The organism is Streptomyces sp. NPDC087263 (genome assembly GCF_044744645.1).
GTDB lineage: Bacteria > Actinomycetota > Actinomycetes > Streptomycetales > Streptomycetaceae > Streptomyces.
Genome location: NZ_JBIUYT010000005.1, coordinates 620936 through 637791, shown reverse-complemented (window position 1 = coordinate 637791; position 16856 = coordinate 620936). Strand labels below are relative to the sequence as shown.

Sequence of the window (16856 nt, the reverse complement as noted above, 5' to 3'; positions counted from 1 at the left end):
GCCCGGTCAGCCGCCAACGGCGGACCGGGCGGGAGCGTGTTCGGGCCTGCGACCGTCGACCGGGTGCAGGCGCGGGGCCTCGCATGCCGTGTCGTACGGGGGAAGCGCGGGCACCGCCACGGCGGGCGCCGACGCCGGAAGTGTGAACCACACGACCTTGCCGGACTCGCCGTCGGGACGCACCCCCCAGCTCTCGCTGACCGCGGCGACCATGGCGAGGCCGCGTCCGCAGGTAGCGGCGGGGTCCGCCTCCCGAACCTCGGGAAGGCGGGGGTCGTGGTCGTGCACCGAGACCGTGAGCCGGTCGAGCAGCAGCTCGATCTTCACGGTGCACAGCTTGTCGGGCTGGGCGTGCCGGTGGACGTTGGTCAGCAGCTCGGTCACACCGAGCGCGGCCGGGTCTATCAAGGGGTCCAGATGCCAGTAGCGCAACTGCGCAGATACGATTCTGCGGACCTGGCCGATCCGCGACGGCAGGGCTTGGAGCTCCACCGTGCAATGCCTGCTTGGCTGGCTGATCACGGCTGCGACTCCCCGAATTGAGGTCCGGAAGAAGACGGAGATCGGATCCAGCAGAGTGGCTGAGTGGAACGGCCGCCTGCTGACGTGGCCGGCGGGCTGGTTCGCAGCGTTATCGCCGGTAAACCCAGAGTAGTGATGTGAGAACAGAGTGACTCAAGGGGTGCGGTCCTGCAACTCGCGGGCGCTTCTGCCCCCGCAGCCCCTGTCGCCGTGGCTTCAGTGCTTGCGTCCCGCCGCCTTGCGTACGGCCTCTATGAAACGGCGGGCCGAGGGCGGCCCGGGCTTGCCGGGAGCGGGGTCGTGCTCGCCGAGGGTGAGCGAGTAGCGGGTGCCGTTGACGTCCGCCAACGCCCGGTCCTCGGGCGCGAACCACGGCTTGGACGCGCGCACCGCCTGCACGGGCGCGCTGTCGATCTCGCTCCCGTAACTGGTGAGCAACTCCAGCCTGCCGTCGTTGATCCGGACCTGTCCGGCCCGGGTGAGCGAACGCAGCCTCTTCCCGATCCGCACGCCCGTGGCCGTGAACTCCGGCTCCGCCATGATGCCCCGCCCCCTTGTGCGCTTCGGCTGTGCTGTGCCGTGATCCAGTGTGCACCCCACCAGGAGGGCCCGGCTCGTTCTTGACGAGCGCCGCGCTGCCGGACCCTGTCCCCGCGGTGCAGTCTGCCCGCACCCGGCGGCGAGCACCAGGGTGCATGGCGAGGCCATGACGAGAACGGGAGCACTTTCCCCAATGCGCCCCCGCCGTCCCGAAGGCCCGTGGTCCAGGGGTTCCTTTGGGGCACCCAAAGACATGTTTATGCAGGTGAGAAGCGTGTGGAAGGTGCCTATGATCGAAGGTGTCCGACCTCGCGATCCGGCGTCGGCACGATCCGAAGGAGCCCGCCGTGACCACCCCTCAGCAGACCCGGACCGGCGAAACCCTCGACGTCGACCACAGCGACCCGGGGTACCGGGCCTGGCTCAAAGAAGCCGTGCGCAAGGTGCAGGCCGACGGCAACCGCTCGGCCGACACCCATCTGCTGCGCTTCCCGCTCCCCGAGCACTGGGGCATCGACCTGTATCTGAAGGACGAGTCGACACACCCCACCGGCAGCCTCAAACACCGGCTCGCCCGCTCGCTGTTCCTGTACGGACTGTGCAATGGCTGGATCCGGCCGGGCCGCCCGGTCATCGAGGCGTCCAGCGGCTCGACGGCCGTCTCCGAGGCCTACTTCGCGGGGCTCATCGGCGTGCCCTTCATCGCGGTCATGCCCCGCACGACGAGCGCCGAGAAGTGTCGCCTCATCGAGTTCCACGGCGGGCGGTGCCACTTCGTGGACGACTCCCGCAAGATGTACGAGGAGTCCGCCGCCCTCGCGGCAGAGACCGGCGGCCACTACATGGACCAGTTCACCTACGCGGAACGGGCCACGGACTGGCGCGGCAACAACAACATCGCCGAATCCATCTTCCGCCAGCTCCAGTTGGAGCGGTTCCCGGAGCCCGCGTGGATCGTCGCCACGGCCGGTACCGGCGGCACCTCGGCGACCCTCGCACGCTACGTCCACTACATGCAGCACGACACCCGTATCTGCGTTGCCGATCCGGAGAACTCGTGTTTCTTCGAGGGCTGGATCACCGGTGATCCGGACGTCACCTGCGACTGCGGCTCGCGCATCGAGGGCATCGGCAGACCGCGGATGGAACCGAGCTTCGTGCCGCGCGCCATCGACCGGATGATGAAGGTGCCGGACGGGGCCAGCATCGCCGCAGTGCGCGCGCTGGAACAGGCCATCGGGCGCAAGGCGGGCGGATCCACCGGGACCGGCCTGTGGAGCGCGCTGAAGATCGTCGCCGAGATGGTCGCGGAGGGGCGTACAGGGAGCGTGGTGACGCTGTTGTGCGACCCCGGCGACAGGTATCTCGACAAGTACTACTCGGACGCGTGGCTGGCCGAACAAGGGCTGGATCTCGCGCCGTACACGAGGGCGATCGCGTCGCTGCTGGAGACGGGCGTCTGGCAGGACTGACGCATGTGAGACGCCGGTGGGACGGTCAGGCGCCGATCGGGTGCTGAGGTTGCCGGTCAGACGTTCGTGGACGCCAGCCGTCGGTCCAGTGCCGTCACCGCGTCGCGGAACGTTCGCCCCAGGCCGGCCCGGCCCAGTCCGAGGGCCAGTCGGAAGGGTGCCGTGCCGTCCGTGGCGAAGGTCCACTGGACCCGCGTGCCCGTTCCGTCGGGCGTCAGCCGCCACTCCTCGACCAGGGCGCGGGCCCCGGGCGCGTTCGTGACGTCCACCCGGTACGTGTACACCTCGGGAGCCGTGGCGACGAGGACCGTCTCCTGGAAACGAATGCCGCCCCGGAGCCGGATCTCACGCCCGGCGCCGTCCTCGGTCGGCCGGGCGAGCGTCACCGCCGCGAACCACTCGGTCCAGCCGGGAACGTCCTCGGCGAGCGCGCGGAAGACCGACTCCGGGGACGCGGTCACCACCCTGGCGAACACCAGACGTACCGGAGCGCTGTCGATGAACTCGGGTCCTACCGGGCGCAGTCGGCGGGCCATGTGCGGAACCCCCTGGCGGGACACGGTCCCGGGCGGAGACGGGCAAGGACGGAACGCGCCCGTACCGCGCGGCGGCGGGGGCAGCGTCACCATAACTGGCGGACCGTCAGATGTCTGTACCGTCTTCGGGTTCGCCGGCCACCACCAGGCGCATGAGGTGCTCCGAGATCTCCTCGCGGGCGTCGGCCGGCAAACCCGCGTCGGTGACGAGCGTGTCGACCTGTTCGAGCGCGGCGAACGAACTCAGGCCCACGGTGCCCCACTTGGTGTGGTCGGCGACCACGACGACTCGCCGCGCGGACTGCACCAGCCGCCGATTGGTCTCGGCTTCCGCCAGGTTCGGCGTCGACAGACCGGCCTCGACCGATATCCCGTGCACACCCAGGAACAACACGTCGAAGTGGAGCGCCCCGATGGCCTGATCGGCCACCGGGCCGACCAGGGAGTCGGACGGCGTGCGCACCCCGCCCGTCAGGACGACGGTGGCGGCGCCCTGCCGCTGACCGGAGACGCGCTGCGCCGAGTGGAACACATCGGCCACCCGTACCGAGTTGGTGACCACGGTCAGGTCGGGGACGTCCAGGAGGTGCTGGGCCAGCGCGTACGTCGTCGTGCCGCCCGAGAGCGCGATCGCCGTGCCCGGCCCGACCAACTCGGCGGCGGCGCGCGCGATGTCCTCCTTGGCGGTGAGCTCCAGGCCGGACTTGGCCTCGAAACCCGGCTCGTGCGTGCTCGCCTCGACCAGCGGGACCGCGCCGCCGTGCACCTTCTCCACCATGCCCTGGCGGGCGAGGGCGTCGAGATCGCGGCGGACCGTCATGTCGGAGACGCCGAGCTTGCGGGTCAGTTCGTTCACGCGGACGCCACCGCGGCGTCGTACTTCATCGAGGATCAGGGCGCGACGCTGCTCCGCGAGGAGGTTCTGATTCTCACTCACGTCCGCTCCGGTTTCCTTTCGTCCAAACCTGTTCGACACTCCGTCCGAACCCACTCCCACGTGGACATTTTCCCCGTCAGAGGGCTTCAGGACGCCTCATCCTCGCACGGGTCACGGACAGCCGCGCCACTGCCCGTACAGACTCCTCTCGCGCTGGTGTCACACGTATCGGGGAGATTCCGTGACGACGGGTGCACACAGCGTCCGCGGGCGGGATCCTTGTGCCTGCACATGACACATGGGAGACACGCGGCACGGGGGAAGTGCGAAGCGGTGGAATCTGCACGGGAAAACGGTTCGACGGGGGAGCTCGGCAGCCCCGTACAGCGGCCCGAAGCGGCCGCGCCCGCCCTGGAACTCCTGGTTCACGGAGTGGGCGGCGCTTCACCCGAGGGGATGCTCGACGACCCACGGACGGTCCGCATCACCGGCGACGAGACGGCGGCCGTCTACCGGCGCATCGCCGACGCCGACGCCGAGCGGCACCCTGACGCCCAACGGGGCCAACCGGTCCCCGAGGCCTATGTGTGGTGCAACCTCACGTCGGGCAACGGCTCCCGCGCCCTGTGGCTGCTACTGCTGCCCTTCATGGTGGTCAACCTCGCGCATTGGATGCGTCCCACCACCCGGGGCCGCAGACGCACGGTCCGCCTCTACGGCCTGCTCGTCCGCCTGGCAGGACTCACCCTCACCGTGCTCCTGGTCGCCGCCGCCTGCGAGGTAGCCCTCGACCTGGCCGCCTGGCAGTGCGCGGGCACGCACGCGTGTGCAGAGGACCACTCCTGGCTGGACTTCCTCTCACCGGCTGCCTCCGATGCCGGCTGGTGGAGTCAGCCCGGCCGCCGCCTCGCCCTTGCCTCCCTGGTGCCCACCGCGCTGACCGCTCTCCTGTGGTACCTGTCCCACCGCACCTGGAGCGCCTACGAGTCGCAGCAGCCGATGTCCCGCAAGCCCGAACCCGACGAGGAGACCGGCCGTTCAGGGCTCGGGCGGCCGGGGTTCTGGTACGGGCGCCGACTGGTCGCCCGGCTGCGTGCCGCGCACACCGCCGCGGGCCTGCTGACGGTTGCCGCCGCCGTGGGCACTTCCGCCGCGCGCTACGACCGCACGTCACACGGCCCTGGCGTACTGGCGACCCTGGGCCTGCTCCTGGACGTGATCCTCGTTGCGGGCTTCGTCGTCGTGGTGTGGGTGGTGTGCCGCAGGGGCCGCACCGAGAACCGCCTCGACGAGGAACTCGACCAGCCCCTGGTGCGCCGACTGCCCATGGGTTCCGTCATCCTGCTGGCCCTCACTCTGCTGTACGCCGGCTGGTCGCGGCCCGGCTGGCACTCACAGGGGCGGCTGCCCGGCGACATGACGTTCGGCGGCATCGCCCTCCTCCAGGGGCTGCTCGTCATCGTGCTGGGCGTGGTGGCCCACATCCTGTTCCGCGCCCGGCCCGACACACGCACCGCGATGCGCGGACTGGCCGGTCCCGCCGTCGCCATGCTGGCCTGCGCGCTGGGCGGCGTGATGTCCGGAGGGGTGTGCCAGCGCGTCGCCGACTGGCTCGACGGCACCCGGAGTTCGATCCCGGGCCCGCCCGTCCTGCTGACCTGGCAGGCCTCCACGATCCCCGTCGTGCTCGTCGTGCTCGCCTTCGTCATCGGCTGGCTCGCCTGGCGCACCTGGCTGTTGCGCAAGCGTGAGATGGGAGGTGTTGAGCTCGACTACGAGGGTGAGCCCCAGGACCCCGTCCGTACACGCCGCATCGCGAGCACGCGCGCGATGGCCTCCCTCACCGACAGGGCGCCCCTCCTGGTCGCCGTCATCTCGTCCGTGACCTGGCTGCTCGGCGCCGGAGCACTGGCCGGCGCACTGGCGACCCAGGACGCTCCCAGTGAGGCCGCGCACGGCACGTACGCGTTCGTCCAGGGCGCCGCCGAGACCGCCCAGGCGCTCGGCTCCTGGCTGATCGGCCTCGGTTTCATCCTGTTCGTCACCTGGGGCCGCCGCGCCTACAAGGACCCGGCGGCCCGCCGCACCATCGGCATCCTCTGGGACGTCGGCACCTTCTGGCCGCGCGCCGCCCACCCCTTCGCGCCGCCCTGCTACGCCGAGCGCGCCGTGCCCGACCTGACCTGGCGGATGGCCACCTGGACCCGTGCCACCGGCGGGCGGCTCGTCATCTCCGGGCATTCCCAGGGCAGTGTGCTGGCAGCCGCGGCCGCCTGGCAGCTGAAGCCGTCCGTACGCAAGCGGGTCGCGCTCCTCACCTACGGCTCACCGCTGGAGCGTCTGTACGGGCGCTGGTTCCCGGCCCACTTCGGTCCGGCCGCCCTCGCCTCCCTGCACCGTGACGTCGCCTGCTGGCGCAACCTGTACCGGCTGAGCGACCCCATCGGCGGAAGCGTCCGGTTGACGGGGGAGTGCGGCCCCCAGGTGGACCGGGCGCCCCTCAAGGATCCGCTGGCCTATGGACGCACCCCGCAGCACCCGCTGCCCGCGCCGATCCTGGGTCACTCCGACTACCAGGCGGACCCCGCCTTCGCTGTCGAGAGGGAGGAGTTGCTGGCCCGGCTGACGCCGGACGTGCCGCTGCCACGCGCGCGGCAGGACGACAGCGCGCCGGCCGCCCTTCGAACCCGGGACGACGGACCGCCTCAGGGCAGTTCGGGGAGGTCCTCCGAGTAGAGGAGGGTGAGGTCGTCCGTGCTCGGCTCCGTGAGCTGGGCGACCCGCCCCGCATGCCGCTCGACCATCGCCTCGAACGTCTGCCGCGCGGTGCGGCCGTTACCGAAAGCGGGTCCCTTGGGGATCGCGGTGAAGTACTTCGTCAGCGCCTCGGGCGCCCCCGGGGCCAGCCGGTACTCGTGCTCCTCGGCCTGCTGCTCCACGATCCGCAGCAGCTCCTCGGGGTCGTAGTCGCTGAAGGTGATGGTCCGTGAGAAGCGGGACGCCACACCGGGGTTGACGGTGAGGAAACGGTCCATCTCGGCCGTGTAACCCGCCACGATGACCACCACCGCCTCCCGGTGGTCCTCCATCAGCTTCACCAGCGTGTCGATGGCCTCCCGCCCGAAGTCGCGGCCCGAGTCCTCCGGCGACAGCGCGTACGCCTCGTCGATGAACAGCACCCCGCCGCGCGCCTTGTCGAACGCCTCCTGCGTGCGGATCGCGGTGGAACCGATGTGCTCGCCTACCAGGTCCACGCGGGACACCTCGACGAGATGCCCGTTCTCCAGGACGCCGAGCGAGGCGAGGATCTCGCCGTACAGCCGCGCGACGGTGGTCTTGCCGGTGCCGGGGGAGCCGGTGAAGACCAGGTGGCGCCGGGCGGAGGCCGCCTTGAGGCCCGCCAGCTGGCGGCGGCGGCCCACCTCGATCATGTCGGTCAGGGCGCGCACCTCGCGCTTGACGCTCTCCAGGCCGACCAGCGTGTCGAGTTCACCGAGGACGTCGTGCGACGAACGCGTCGGCTGCTCGGGCTCCTGCGCCGCGACGAGAGGCTCCTGCTCGGTGGTGCGCTGGCCCGGGATCGCGCCAAGGAGGCCCGTCGTCGCGCTCGACGTCTGTACGGCGCTCTCGTGCGCCGGGGACCGCAGCCCCGCGCTCTCGTCGCTCGTGCAGTCCTCCATGACAGGTCCGTCGCCCGCGCCTTGTGTCGCCTTGGCGTCGGCGAACTCGTAGCCCCCGCGTGCACACCGCTCCGTACGGCACTTCTTCAGTGTCGCGCGGGCGCCGTCGATCACATGGAAGCCGTAGCCCCCGCTGTCCGTCACGCGGCAGTTGTGGAAGCTGCCCCGGCCACCCGCCGACACATAGAAGCCCGCCTCGGCGGGGGAGGTGACCGTGCAGCGCTCGATGGTGGGATCGGCGCCCTTGGTGACGATCACGCCGGTCTGGGTGCCGTCCACGGTGCAGCCGGACAGGGTGCCGCCGCTGCCATGGTCACGGAACCAGGCGCCGGTCGCGGCGTCCCGGATGCGGCAGTCGTCGAGCTGGGCGGTCGCGCCGTCGCTGACCGACACGGCGGTGTTCCGCACCTGCGAGAGGTCGCTGTCGACGACGTCCGCGCGGGAACCGCGGTCCAGGACGAACAGTGCGTCCGGCACGTCGTGCACCCGGCAGGAGTCGAGCACCGCGGTCGCGCCGTCGCTGATCCACACCGCGGGGTAGTCGCCGGTGCTGTCGAAGATCTCGCACTGGTTGGCGTCCACCCGCGTGCCGGGGTCCCAGACCGAAAGACCGTTGCGCCCGAACTGCCGCACGGTGGTGCGCGTCAGCGTGAGGACCGAGCGCGAGCGCAGATCGACCGCGTTCTCCGGGATGTCGTGGATGCGGCAGTCGGCGAGTGTGAGCACCGCGTCCGTGTCGAGGGTGATGCCGTCCCCGGTGGTGCGGTGCACATCGCAGTCGGTGAGATGGGCCGTGGCCCGTCCGGTGATCTGCACGCCGGAGCCCTTGACCTCGTACACCTCGCAGCCGACGGCCTCCAGCGACGAGCCCTCGCCGGTAGCCGACAGGCCCGCGCCGGAGGCGTGATGGACCCGGCAGCGCTCCAGGCGCGGACGGCCGCCCCCACGGACGACGATGCCCGACTGGCCCGCCGCGACGACCTCGCACTCCTCGAACACCCCACCGCCGCCGTCCAGTACGGCGATGCCGATACCGGCGGGATTGTCGACGGTGCAGCGGCGGACGGTCGGGCGGGCGCCGCCGCGCACTTCGATCCCGGCGGCGGAGCGTGTGACGATCCGTACGTCCAGCAGCTCCGGGGTGCCCTCCTCGACGAGCAGCGCGGGCGCGGCGGAGTCCTGGCCCTCCACATGAAGGTCCTGGACCACGGCGGAGGCGCGGACGGTCAGCGGCACTCCGTCGACCGGCGCGATGCGTACGGAGCCGGGGGACCCTTCGGGGCCGCGCAGCGTCACCGCGCGCTGGACCACCAGATTCTCCCGGTAGGTGCCCGGAGCGACAGTGAGGACATCACCGTCGGCCGCCGCTTCCAGTGCGGCGGCCAGCGATGCGTATTCACCCGTACGGCGCCGCCACCGCGAGGTGCCGGTGTGCGTCACCTGGACCGTGCCCTGTGCCATGGCGCTGTTCTGCCCCCACCTCGTGATACGCGGGTCCTGCGAGGCCGAACCGAAACCTCGTCGGCATGACGGAAAGCCTCTCACGACGGTGCCGAAGACCTCGCCGGTCCACCGTAGCGTGCGTGGGCATGCCGAGTTGACCGTAGTGGGAAGGCGGTCAGCTGCCCGCGCCGGTCCTGCCCCAGTCGGGACCCGCCTTGTCCCAGGCACGGTCCCAACGGACGTACCGGCGAAGGACCATGCGCCAGACGATCAGCCGCCTGCCGCCCTCGACGAGTCCCACAGCCATCACGACCACGCCGAACCCGGCCAGCACCGCATGGGTCGTCGCGGTGGCACCGTCCAGCGGGCGGGGGACTGTTCGGCCGTGCAGGTCGGTCCAGATCGTGAAGTGGTCCCCGGGCACGGGGGACTTGAGAGCGGCCGTCACCGCGCCGTGTTGTGAGGTGCCGTCCGGTGCCGTCCAGTTGGCCATCACGCGGCTGTGGGCGTCCCGTCCCGCAGCTGTCTCGGGGTCGGGGTCCATCGGACCGAGGGCCAGCTTCCTGACGACGGTGGCCGCCACCTCGTGGCGGGCCGCACGCTGGTCCCGTACGGACTGCTGGAGGGCGCTCTGCGCCGCGGCGCCGACGGCGACTCCCACGAGGGGTACGACAGCGACGATCAGCACAATGGCCGCCAGAGCCACCCAGGCCTCGGCCAGATCGGTCCCTCGGCGCAGCGGGTTGTGCCGCCAGCGCCAGAGTCCGCCGATTGCTCGCACCGTTCCGCACCCTCTTCCGCTTCCGTGATAACCCACCGCAGGGGCGTTCGCGCGACGAGCTCGGGGAAGAGAGAGCGAAATCACCCCGCCCCGGGCCTTTCGTGAACTCCTCGCGAAGTGTCAACGACCGTGCTCGGGGACCGGGTTCCCATTATGCGTGGCCTATTCACGGAACTTGACCGAAGGGTTCATTCGAGAATCGTGACGGCATCGCCGATCCGTACCCTGCCCGTGGACTCGGGCACGAGGTTCTGCCCGAAGACCAGCCGGTCCCCGAAGCGGCGGTGGCGCCCGAGTGTCCGCAGCGGTTCCCTGCCGCGCTCGGCGGTGCCCTGGTCGGTGGTGGTGACGACACACCGGCCGCACATCTTGGCGACCCGGAAGGTGACCTCGCCGATCGAGATCCGCGACCAGTCGTCCTCGGCCCAGGCCTCCGTGCCCGCCACGACCACGTTCGGCCGGAAGCGGTTCATGGGCAGCGGCCCCTCCTCGGCGTGATCGCCCTGGGCGATGAGGGAGTTGAGGGCGTCCAGCGAGGCGAGCGTGGTGAGCAGCAGGGGGTAGCGGTCGGCGAGGCTGACCGTCTCGCCCGGCCGGGAGTACGGGGCGTCGTCGATCGGGCGGCGCGTGGCGGGGTCATCCATGTGGACGAGGCGCACGTCGGCGCCCAGGAACGCGCTGCACCAGGCGTGCGCGGCGTCGTCGGCCGGGACCGCGTCCACCTTGGTCCCGAAGATGCTCAGCGTCGTCGTGTCCAGCGGCTCGGGCACGGGAACGGTCACCGGCTCACGGTCGGACGCGGACAGACGGACGCCGCCGGGCAGAAGCTCGGCGGCGGCCAGTGCCAGACGTGGCTGCTGGCGCTGAGTGACGACCTTTCCCCCGTCGTCGATCAGTACCCAGCGTCGATCTCCGGTCAGCCCCCAGGGCTCCACCATGGCTTCCCGGACCGCCTGGCCGGTGAAGGCCTTGACCGGGTGGACATGGATCGAGTGCAGCTTCGTGTTCCCCATGACGCCATCGTGCCAGCAGGCACTGACCACCTCGCTCCGATAACTTCAGTGCCCGCTGCCTCAGTACCCGCGGTACTGCTGGCCGTTGTACGGATCCTGGTAGGGGGCCGGAGCCGGACGGGGAGCCGCCGGGCGCATGGCCTCGTAGCCCGTGCCGGGCGCCATCGGGCGCTGCTGCTGGGGCTGGCCACCCGGGTAGCCGCGCGGGACGCCGGCCTGCTGCGGAATGTAGGGCGCCGGGGCCTGCTGCAGCGGTGCGGGCTGCTGGGCCTGCGGGTAGCCGTACATCGGAGCTTGCTGCGAGGGGCCGGGCGGCAGGGCGGGGAGTGCCGACGGGAGGGCGGGCAGGTAGCTGTTGCCCGAGTCGTAGGCGGCGGGAACCCGGATCGGGGCGATCTGAGGAGTGCCCCGCTCGGCGACGAGGGAGTCATAGATGGGGGTGTCCGGGAAGGACGGCGCGGAGTAGTAACCGCCGCCATAGGTGGAGCGGGGGGAGGTCATGGCACATAAGTTAAGCCCACGATGTGCTGGTTGGGGAGACCGATAAGAGGGTTGTTTTCCGTGTCGGCAGTGACGTGGGATCCCCAATGCGAGCGAACTCGGCAAAAAAGGGCACCGAAGCGCGTTCAGATCGTGTAAAGGCCTAGTTCCTGGCAGGTTACCGGCGGTTGACCACCAGTCTTCCGGTGCGGATCTTGGGAGTTCGTCACGCCGGGGATTAGGTTTGGCGGGAGCGCAGCCAACGGACCGACCGAGGCGCCCTTCGGCGCGGAGACACGTGATGGGGGCGTACATGCCAATGTCTAAGGGATCGAATGTTCCCGTGCCGACGACCGCGCTGCGCGTCGAATTGGGATGGCGTTCGGCGCCGGGGGTGCCCGACGCGGACGCCTCCGCGCTGTTGCTGGTCTCCGGAAGGGTCCGGTCGGACGGCGATTTCGTCTTCTACAACCAGCCCGTGCACTCCTCCGGCGCCGTGCGGCACGAGGGCAAGCGGAGCGAGGGCGGTCAGGTGACCGACACACTGCTCGTCGACCTCGCGCGCGTGGAGCCCGCGATCGAGACCGTGGTACTGGCCGCCTCCACGGACGGCGGCCCCTTCGGGCAGGTGCCCGGACTGTACATCCGGGTGCTCGACGTACAGCGGGGGAGTGAGGTCGCCCGCTTCGACAGCGCAGACGCGAGCGTCGAGACCGCCTTCGTACTCGGTGAGTTCTACCGGCGTCAGGGCGCCTGGAAGTTCCGTGCGGTCGGGCAGGGGTACAGCAGCGGACTGGAAGGACTGGCCACGGACTACGGGATCACGGTGGACGAGCCGCAGTACGTGGCACCGCCCGTGGCTCCGCAGCCGGCCGTGCGGCCGCCGGCTGCCCCGCCCGTTACGACGCGGCCCCCGGTCCCCCCGCCCGTCACCATGCGGCCGCCGGCTGCCCCGCCCGTCACCACGCCGCCCCCCGTCCCGCCCTCAGCCCCTCCGGCCCCGGTGCGCCTGACCAAGGTCACGCTCACCAAGGAGGCACCGTCGGTCTCGCTCAGCAAGCAGGGCGGCACGTCCGGCGCCATGCGCGTGAACCTCAACTGGGAGGTGCGTAAGCAGTTCTCGGGGTGGGGAAGCAAGCTGGGCCGGGCCGTCGCGATGCACGCGGATCTCGACCTCGACCTCTGCGCCCTGTACGAACTGTCCGACGGCCGCAAGGGAGTCGTCCAGGCACTCGGCAACGCCTACGGAGCGCTGCACCAGCCGCCGTACATCCATCTCGACGGCGACGACCGCACCGGTGCATCGGCGAGCGGCGAGAACCTGTCCATCAATCTCGACCACAAGCAGAGCTTCCGGCGCATCCTCATCTTCGTGACCATCTACGAAGGAGCACGTTCCTTCGCCGACCTGGACGCCACGGTCACCCTCCAGCCCCTGAACGGCGCGCCGATCGACTTCTCGCTCGGTGAGTGCACAGTGCCCTCCACCGTCTGCGCCCTCGCTCTCATCACCAACAACGGCGGCGACCTGATCGTCCAGCGCGAGGCCCGGTTCCTGGTCCCCGAGCGCGGAGTGAGCCCCCAGCGCACCGTCGACTACACCTACGGGTGGGGCATGAACTGGACCCCCGGCAGGAAGTGAGCGGTCAGCGCTCGTCCAGGGCGGCGTCCGGACGCGTGTAGGTGCGACCCTTCCAGGCCGCGCCCCGCCCCCTGTAGTGCTGCACCGCGGAATCGACCGTCATGAGGAGGTACAAAAACGCGGTGACCGGCAGTAGCGGAGCCAGCCAGAGGGGCTGCCGGTAGTAGCGCAGCATCGGCAGGTACGTCGCCGTCATCAGCAGCCACGCGAGCCCCCCGGCCGTCGCGGCCCACGCACTCCCCGCGGCGAGGCCCACGAAGAGCGCGAGCGGCGGCACCAGGTAGACGACGGCGAGGCCGGCGACCGTTCCGGCGAGCAGCAGCGGATTGTGCCGCAACTGGGCGTACGCGCTGCGCGACACCATCCGCCACAGGTCGTGCAGCCGCGGATACGGGCGCACGCTGTCCACGCCCTCCGCGAGCCCCAGCCAGATGTGGCCCCCGCTCCCCTTGACCGCCCTCGCGAGCGCGACATCGTCGATGACGGCGTGCCGGATGGCGTCGGGAATCCGGGCCCGCTCGGCCGCGTCCGCACGCAGCAGGACACAGCCGCCCGCCGCGGCAGCCGTGCGCGAGCCCCGCATGCCGATCCGGCGGAAGGGATAGAGCTGTGCGAAGAAGTAGACGAAGGCGGGCACGACGAGCCGCTCCCACACGCTTTCCACCCGTAGCCGGGCCATCTGCGAGACCAGGTCGAAGCCGCCGGTGCGCGCCGCCGCCACCAACTCCCGCAGGCTGTCCGGCGCATGGGCGATATCGGCGTCCGTCAGCAGCAGATACTCGGGATCACGCGCGCGTGCCAGGCCGATGCCGTGGCGAACGGCCCACAACTTGCCCGTCCAGCCCGCGGGCGGCTCCCCGGGAGAGCTGACGGTGAGCGGCAGCCCGCCGTGCCCCCGTGCCAGCTCACGGGCCAGCTCCCCGGTGCCGTCGCAACTGCCGTCGTCGACGAGGAAGACCTCGGCCGGCCCCGGATAGTCCTGAGCGAGGAGTGACGGCAGACTCTCGGGGAGTACGGCGGCCTCGTCGCGCGCCGGTACGACGACACAGACGGACGGCCAGTCGTCCGGCTCCCCGCGCGGCGGCAGTCTCACATCCGTACGCCAGAAGAAGCCCTGGCCGAGCAGCAGCCAGAGCCAGGCGGCCAGTGATCCAACAGCGGTCCACGCAACGGCGTTCACCCGCCGAAGTCTGCCCCACCCCGGCGGCCCGTCGAGGCGGATCGTCTATGGTGACCGGGTGAAGATCGCGCTCATGGACTCCGGTATGGGACTGCTCGCCGCCGCCGCCGCGGTACGCCTTCTGCGACCCGACGCCGATCTCATCCTCTCCTCGGATCCCGGCAGCATGCCGTGGGGACCGCGCACGCCGGAGGACGTGACCGTGCGAGCTCTCGCCGTCGCCGAGGCCGCCGCGAAGCACCGCCCCGACGCGCTGATTGTCGCCTGCAACACCGCCTCGGTACGCGCCCTGCCCGCGCTGCGTGCCCGGCTGGAGCCCGGCGTGCCCGTCATCGGCACCGTACCGGCGATCAAACCGGCCGCGGCCGGCGGCGGACCCGTCGCGATCTGGGCCACGCCCGCCACCACCGGCAGCCCCTACCAGCGCGGTCTCATCCGTGAGTTCGCGGACGGAGTGCACGTCACCGAAGTGGCCTGCCCCGGCCTCGCCGAAGCCGTGGAGCACGCGGACCAGGAGGCCATCGACGCAGCGATCACCGCGGCTGCGGCGCGTACCCCCGACGATGTAAGGGTCGTCGTCCTGGGTTGCACCCATTACGAGCTGGTCGCGGAGCGCATCCGCGCCTCCGTACAGCAGCCCGGGCTGCCGCCGCTGGTCCTGCACGGCTCCGCCGGAGCGGTCGCCGCCCAGGCGCTGCGCCGGATCGGTGAGGCCCCGGACCCGGAGGCCCCCGCCGACGGCTCTCTCACGGTGCTCCTGAGCGGCCGGGAGGGTGCGCTTCCCGCCCCCGCACTGGCCTACGAAGAAGGCCGACTCCTGTCCGCGGTCACCCCGGCGCGCTGACCGTCGGTCACCGGTGGGCACCCTCGGCCACGGTGTGGACGCTCTGCCCAGGAAGGACGTCCACCCGGAGCAGTAACCCTCCGCAACCCGGTGCCCGCACTGCGGAACCTGAGTAGTCTCATTGCCATGAGGGACCACCCCCACCGCGAGAAGACCTCGCATCCCGCGATCTGGACGGGGCGCGCGACCAACCGCGTCCAGTGGCTGCCCGCGCTCGGCGGGGCCGCCTGCATCGCGCTCGGCATCGAACTGGCCGTCGACTCCACCTGGACGGCCGGCAGCGCCCCACTCGTCATGTCCGTCGTCGGATGCATCGCGGCAGGGCTGCTCATCCTGTTCGGCACGCTCGCCTTCGTGCATGTCGCCGTGAAGGTCGACAAGGACTCCCTCGAAGTGCGCTGCGGCCACATAGGGCTGCCGCGTCGCCGTATCCCGCTCTCGAACGTCGTCGGGGCCGACTTCGCGCCCTCGGTCACACCCCGCCAGTGGGGCGGCTGGGGTTACCGCTGGCGTCCCGAGATGGGAACCGCCGTCATCGTCCGGCGTGGCGAGGGCGTGGTGCTCCTCCTGGGGGACGGCCATACGTTCACGATCACGGTGGACAACGCGGAGGCGGCCGTACGGATCATCCGCGACCATCTGCGTACGACCACGCCGGGCACGGCGCTCTGATCCCTCGGCCGTCTGCCGTCACGGGTCCGGACGGTCGCTCCGGGGATGTGCTCCCAGGGCCGTGGTGTTTTCTTCGTCGGACAGCGGTCGTGATGTGGCGAGCCCCGCCAGCAGGCCCGCCCCGGCCGTCACCGTGGTGAAGCTCAGGGCGTTGCCGACCGACGCGACGACGGCCAGCATGGTCAGGGTCGCGCCCGCCGTGAGGGCGATCGGTGTGGGACGCCGCGTGCGCCACAGTGCGTACAGAACCCAGCAGAACACCGCCACGAGCAGCAGTACGCCGATCACGCCCTGTTCTGCCGCCTGTTGTAGTGGCGCGGAGTGCGGCTTGCCGTCGGGCAGGAGCGACTGGGTGACCGTAGGGCTGAGTTCCCCGTAGCGCCCCGGCCCGGCGCCCAGGGCGGGATACTCGCGGGCGAGGTGCAGCGCGTCGCGCCAGAGCAGGACCCGATGCCGAGTGAGGGGGCCTTCCAATGCCGAGGTGAGGCCGTCGGGCAAGGCGTCTTCGGCGATGGCCAAGGACATTCCCGTCGCCAGAGCAGCGGTGAGCGCGAGGCCCGCCAGTCCCAGCGCGCGGCGGCGCATACGGGCGGCGGCGAGGGAGTACAGCAGCACCCCCGTGCACAGGACGAAGCCGGTGGTCGAGCCCAGCGCTGCCGCGGTCACGGTGATTCCGGCTGCCAGCAGCCCCAGCGAGAGGCGCAGCACCGGTGGATGTGCCGCCCAGGCCGCGCAGCACGCGGCTCCGGCGGAAAGGGCCAGCAGTGCGGCCGTGGCGCCGGCGTGCCCAAGCGGCGAGGTGACTCCCGCGCCGGGAGCGGTGTGCGGGGCGGCGACCGCGAGGCCGAGTCCGGCGAGCGCGCCCGTGCAGGGTGCGGCGACGGGCAGGAGCGCCCCGAGGATCCGTCCCGACGCGTAGCCGGCTGTCACGGCGAGCACCGCCAGGAGCACGCCCTCGGGCCGGCCGTTGTGCGCGCCCGCCGTGATCAAGGACCAGATCGCGCACGCCCCGAGCGCGATCAGGCCCGTGACGTCGGACGCGCTGCGTCTGTCGCCCGCGGCCGCGGAATCGGCCGCAGACGTCATCCCCGTGGATCCCACCCCGTCGCCCCCCGACCGTGCCGGACCCCGGCCGTGGCGGCTGTCCGTCCGCACGTCAGAGGTTCGGGCACAC

The 16856-nt window shown here is 71.2% G+C and carries 15 protein-coding genes; 5 read left to right on the top strand and 10 right to left on the bottom strand.

All coding sequences use genetic code 11. The annotated features are described in order from the left end of the window. Window positions 1-6: 6 nt before the first annotated feature. Window positions 7-522 carry an ATP-binding protein gene (locus tag ACIPC1_RS19985; protein ID WP_384377122.1) on the bottom strand — a complete coding sequence of 172 codons (516 nt, stop codon included), beginning with the start codon at window positions 520-522 and terminating at the stop codon, window positions 7-9. A 216-nt stretch (window positions 523-738) separates the two neighbouring features. Then, window positions 739-1062, bottom strand: a complete 324-nt coding sequence (locus ACIPC1_RS19980) for a hypothetical protein (protein WP_384377119.1) — start codon at window positions 1060-1062, stop codon at window positions 739-741. 347 nt (window positions 1063-1409) lie between these two features. Between ACIPC1_RS19980 and ACIPC1_RS19975 the strand changes: the two genes are divergently transcribed. Further along, window positions 1410-2534, top strand: coding sequence for a PLP-dependent cysteine synthase family protein (locus tag ACIPC1_RS19975; RefSeq protein ID WP_402518679.1), 1125 nt, complete (start codon window positions 1410-1412; stop codon window positions 2532-2534). Between the two features lie 56 nt (window positions 2535-2590). On the opposite strand, the gene ACIPC1_RS19970 is transcribed toward ACIPC1_RS19975, so the two are convergent. After that, a complete protein-coding gene (locus tag ACIPC1_RS19970; protein WP_402518677.1) occupies window positions 2591-3070 on the bottom strand; it encodes an SRPBCC family protein in 480 nt (159 codons plus the stop codon). 106 nt (window positions 3071-3176) lie between these two features. Beyond that, window positions 3177-4007 (bottom strand): DeoR/GlpR family DNA-binding transcription regulator, encoded by an 831-nt coding sequence (locus ACIPC1_RS19965; protein WP_384377110.1) that lies wholly within the window; start codon window positions 4005-4007, stop codon window positions 3177-3179. 273 nt (window positions 4008-4280) lie between these two features. On the opposite strand from ACIPC1_RS19965, the gene ACIPC1_RS19960 reads away from it, so the two are divergent. Next, window positions 4281-6683, top strand: coding sequence for a hypothetical protein (locus tag ACIPC1_RS19960; protein ID WP_402518675.1), 2403 nt, complete (start codon window positions 4281-4283; stop codon window positions 6681-6683). Here the strand turns inward: ACIPC1_RS19960 and ACIPC1_RS19955 are convergent. The 4 genes from ACIPC1_RS19955 to ACIPC1_RS19940 form a co-directional block, all read right to left on the bottom strand. Then, window positions 6653-9088 (bottom strand): right-handed parallel beta-helix repeat-containing protein, encoded by a 2436-nt coding sequence (locus tag ACIPC1_RS19955; protein ID WP_402518673.1) that lies wholly within the window; start codon window positions 9086-9088, stop codon window positions 6653-6655. The two genes, ACIPC1_RS19960 and ACIPC1_RS19955, sit on opposite strands and share 31 nt — an antisense overlap. 157 nt (window positions 9089-9245) lie before the next feature. Then, window positions 9246-9851, bottom strand: coding sequence for a hypothetical protein (locus tag ACIPC1_RS19950; RefSeq protein WP_402518671.1), 606 nt, complete (start codon window positions 9849-9851; stop codon window positions 9246-9248). A 188-nt stretch (window positions 9852-10039) separates the two neighbouring features. Next, window positions 10040-10864 (bottom strand): MOSC domain-containing protein, encoded by an 825-nt coding sequence (locus tag ACIPC1_RS19945; RefSeq protein WP_402518669.1) that lies wholly within the window; start codon window positions 10862-10864, stop codon window positions 10040-10042. A gap of 60 nt (window positions 10865-10924) precedes the next feature. Further along, complete coding sequence (locus ACIPC1_RS19940) at window positions 10925-11365, bottom strand: DUF6643 family protein (protein ID WP_402518667.1); 441 nt, start codon at window positions 11363-11365, stop codon at window positions 10925-10927. A 280-nt stretch (window positions 11366-11645) separates the two neighbouring features. On the opposite strand from ACIPC1_RS19940, the gene ACIPC1_RS19935 reads away from it, so the two are divergent. Beyond that, a complete protein-coding gene (locus tag ACIPC1_RS19935) occupies window positions 11646-12986 on the top strand; it encodes a TerD family protein (protein WP_402518665.1) in 1341 nt (446 codons plus the stop codon). Between the two features lie 4 nt (window positions 12987-12990). On the opposite strand, the gene ACIPC1_RS19930 is transcribed toward ACIPC1_RS19935, so the two are convergent. Then, on the bottom strand, window positions 12991-14166 hold the full coding sequence (locus ACIPC1_RS19930; protein WP_402518663.1) for a glycosyltransferase: 1176 nt from the start codon (window positions 14164-14166) through the stop codon (window positions 12991-12993). A gap of 58 nt (window positions 14167-14224) precedes the next feature. Between ACIPC1_RS19930 and ACIPC1_RS19925 the strand changes: the two genes are divergently transcribed. Beyond that, window positions 14225-15010, top strand: a complete 786-nt coding sequence (locus tag ACIPC1_RS19925; RefSeq protein WP_402518661.1) for a glutamate racemase — start codon at window positions 14225-14227, stop codon at window positions 15008-15010. Window positions 15011-15136: 126 nt separating this feature from the next. After that, a complete protein-coding gene (locus ACIPC1_RS19920; protein ID WP_384377084.1) occupies window positions 15137-15682 on the top strand; it encodes a hypothetical protein in 546 nt (181 codons plus the stop codon). An 18-nt stretch (window positions 15683-15700) separates the two neighbouring features. On the opposite strand, the gene ACIPC1_RS19915 is transcribed toward ACIPC1_RS19920, so the two are convergent. After that, a complete protein-coding gene (locus ACIPC1_RS19915) occupies window positions 15701-16768 on the bottom strand; it encodes an O-antigen ligase family protein (RefSeq protein ID WP_402518659.1) in 1068 nt (355 codons plus the stop codon). Window positions 16769-16856 lie beyond the last annotated feature (88 nt).

What these genes read in the sequence shown, in the direction of transcription:
- ACIPC1_RS19980 (WP_384377119.1), bottom strand. Translation starts at nt 1,062, where the DNA reads ATGGCGGAGCCGGAGTTCACGGCCACGGGCGTGCGGATCGGGAAGAGG.
- ACIPC1_RS19970 (WP_402518677.1), bottom strand. Translation starts at nt 3,070, where the DNA reads ATGGCCCGCCGACTGCGCCCGGTAGGACCCGAGTTCATCGACAGCGCT.
- ACIPC1_RS19955 (WP_402518673.1), bottom strand. Translation starts at nt 9,088, where the DNA reads ATGGCACAGGGCACGGTCCAGGTGACGCACACCGGCACCTCGCGGTGG.
- ACIPC1_RS19945 (WP_402518669.1), bottom strand. Translation starts at nt 10,864, where the DNA reads ATGGGGAACACGAAGCTGCACTCGATCCATGTCCACCCGGTCAAGGCC.
- ACIPC1_RS19940 (WP_402518667.1), bottom strand. Translation starts at nt 11,365, where the DNA reads ATGACCTCCCCCCGCTCCACCTATGGCGGCGGTTACTACTCCGCGCCG.
- ACIPC1_RS19935 (WP_402518665.1), top strand. Translation starts at nt 11,646, where the DNA reads ATGGGGGCGTACATGCCAATGTCTAAGGGATCGAATGTTCCCGTGCCG.
- ACIPC1_RS19920 (WP_384377084.1), top strand. Translation starts at nt 15,137, where the DNA reads ATGAGGGACCACCCCCACCGCGAGAAGACCTCGCATCCCGCGATCTGG.
- ACIPC1_RS19915 (WP_402518659.1), bottom strand. Translation starts at nt 16,768, where the DNA reads ATGACGTCTGCGGCCGATTCCGCGGCCGCGGGCGACAGACGCAGCGCG.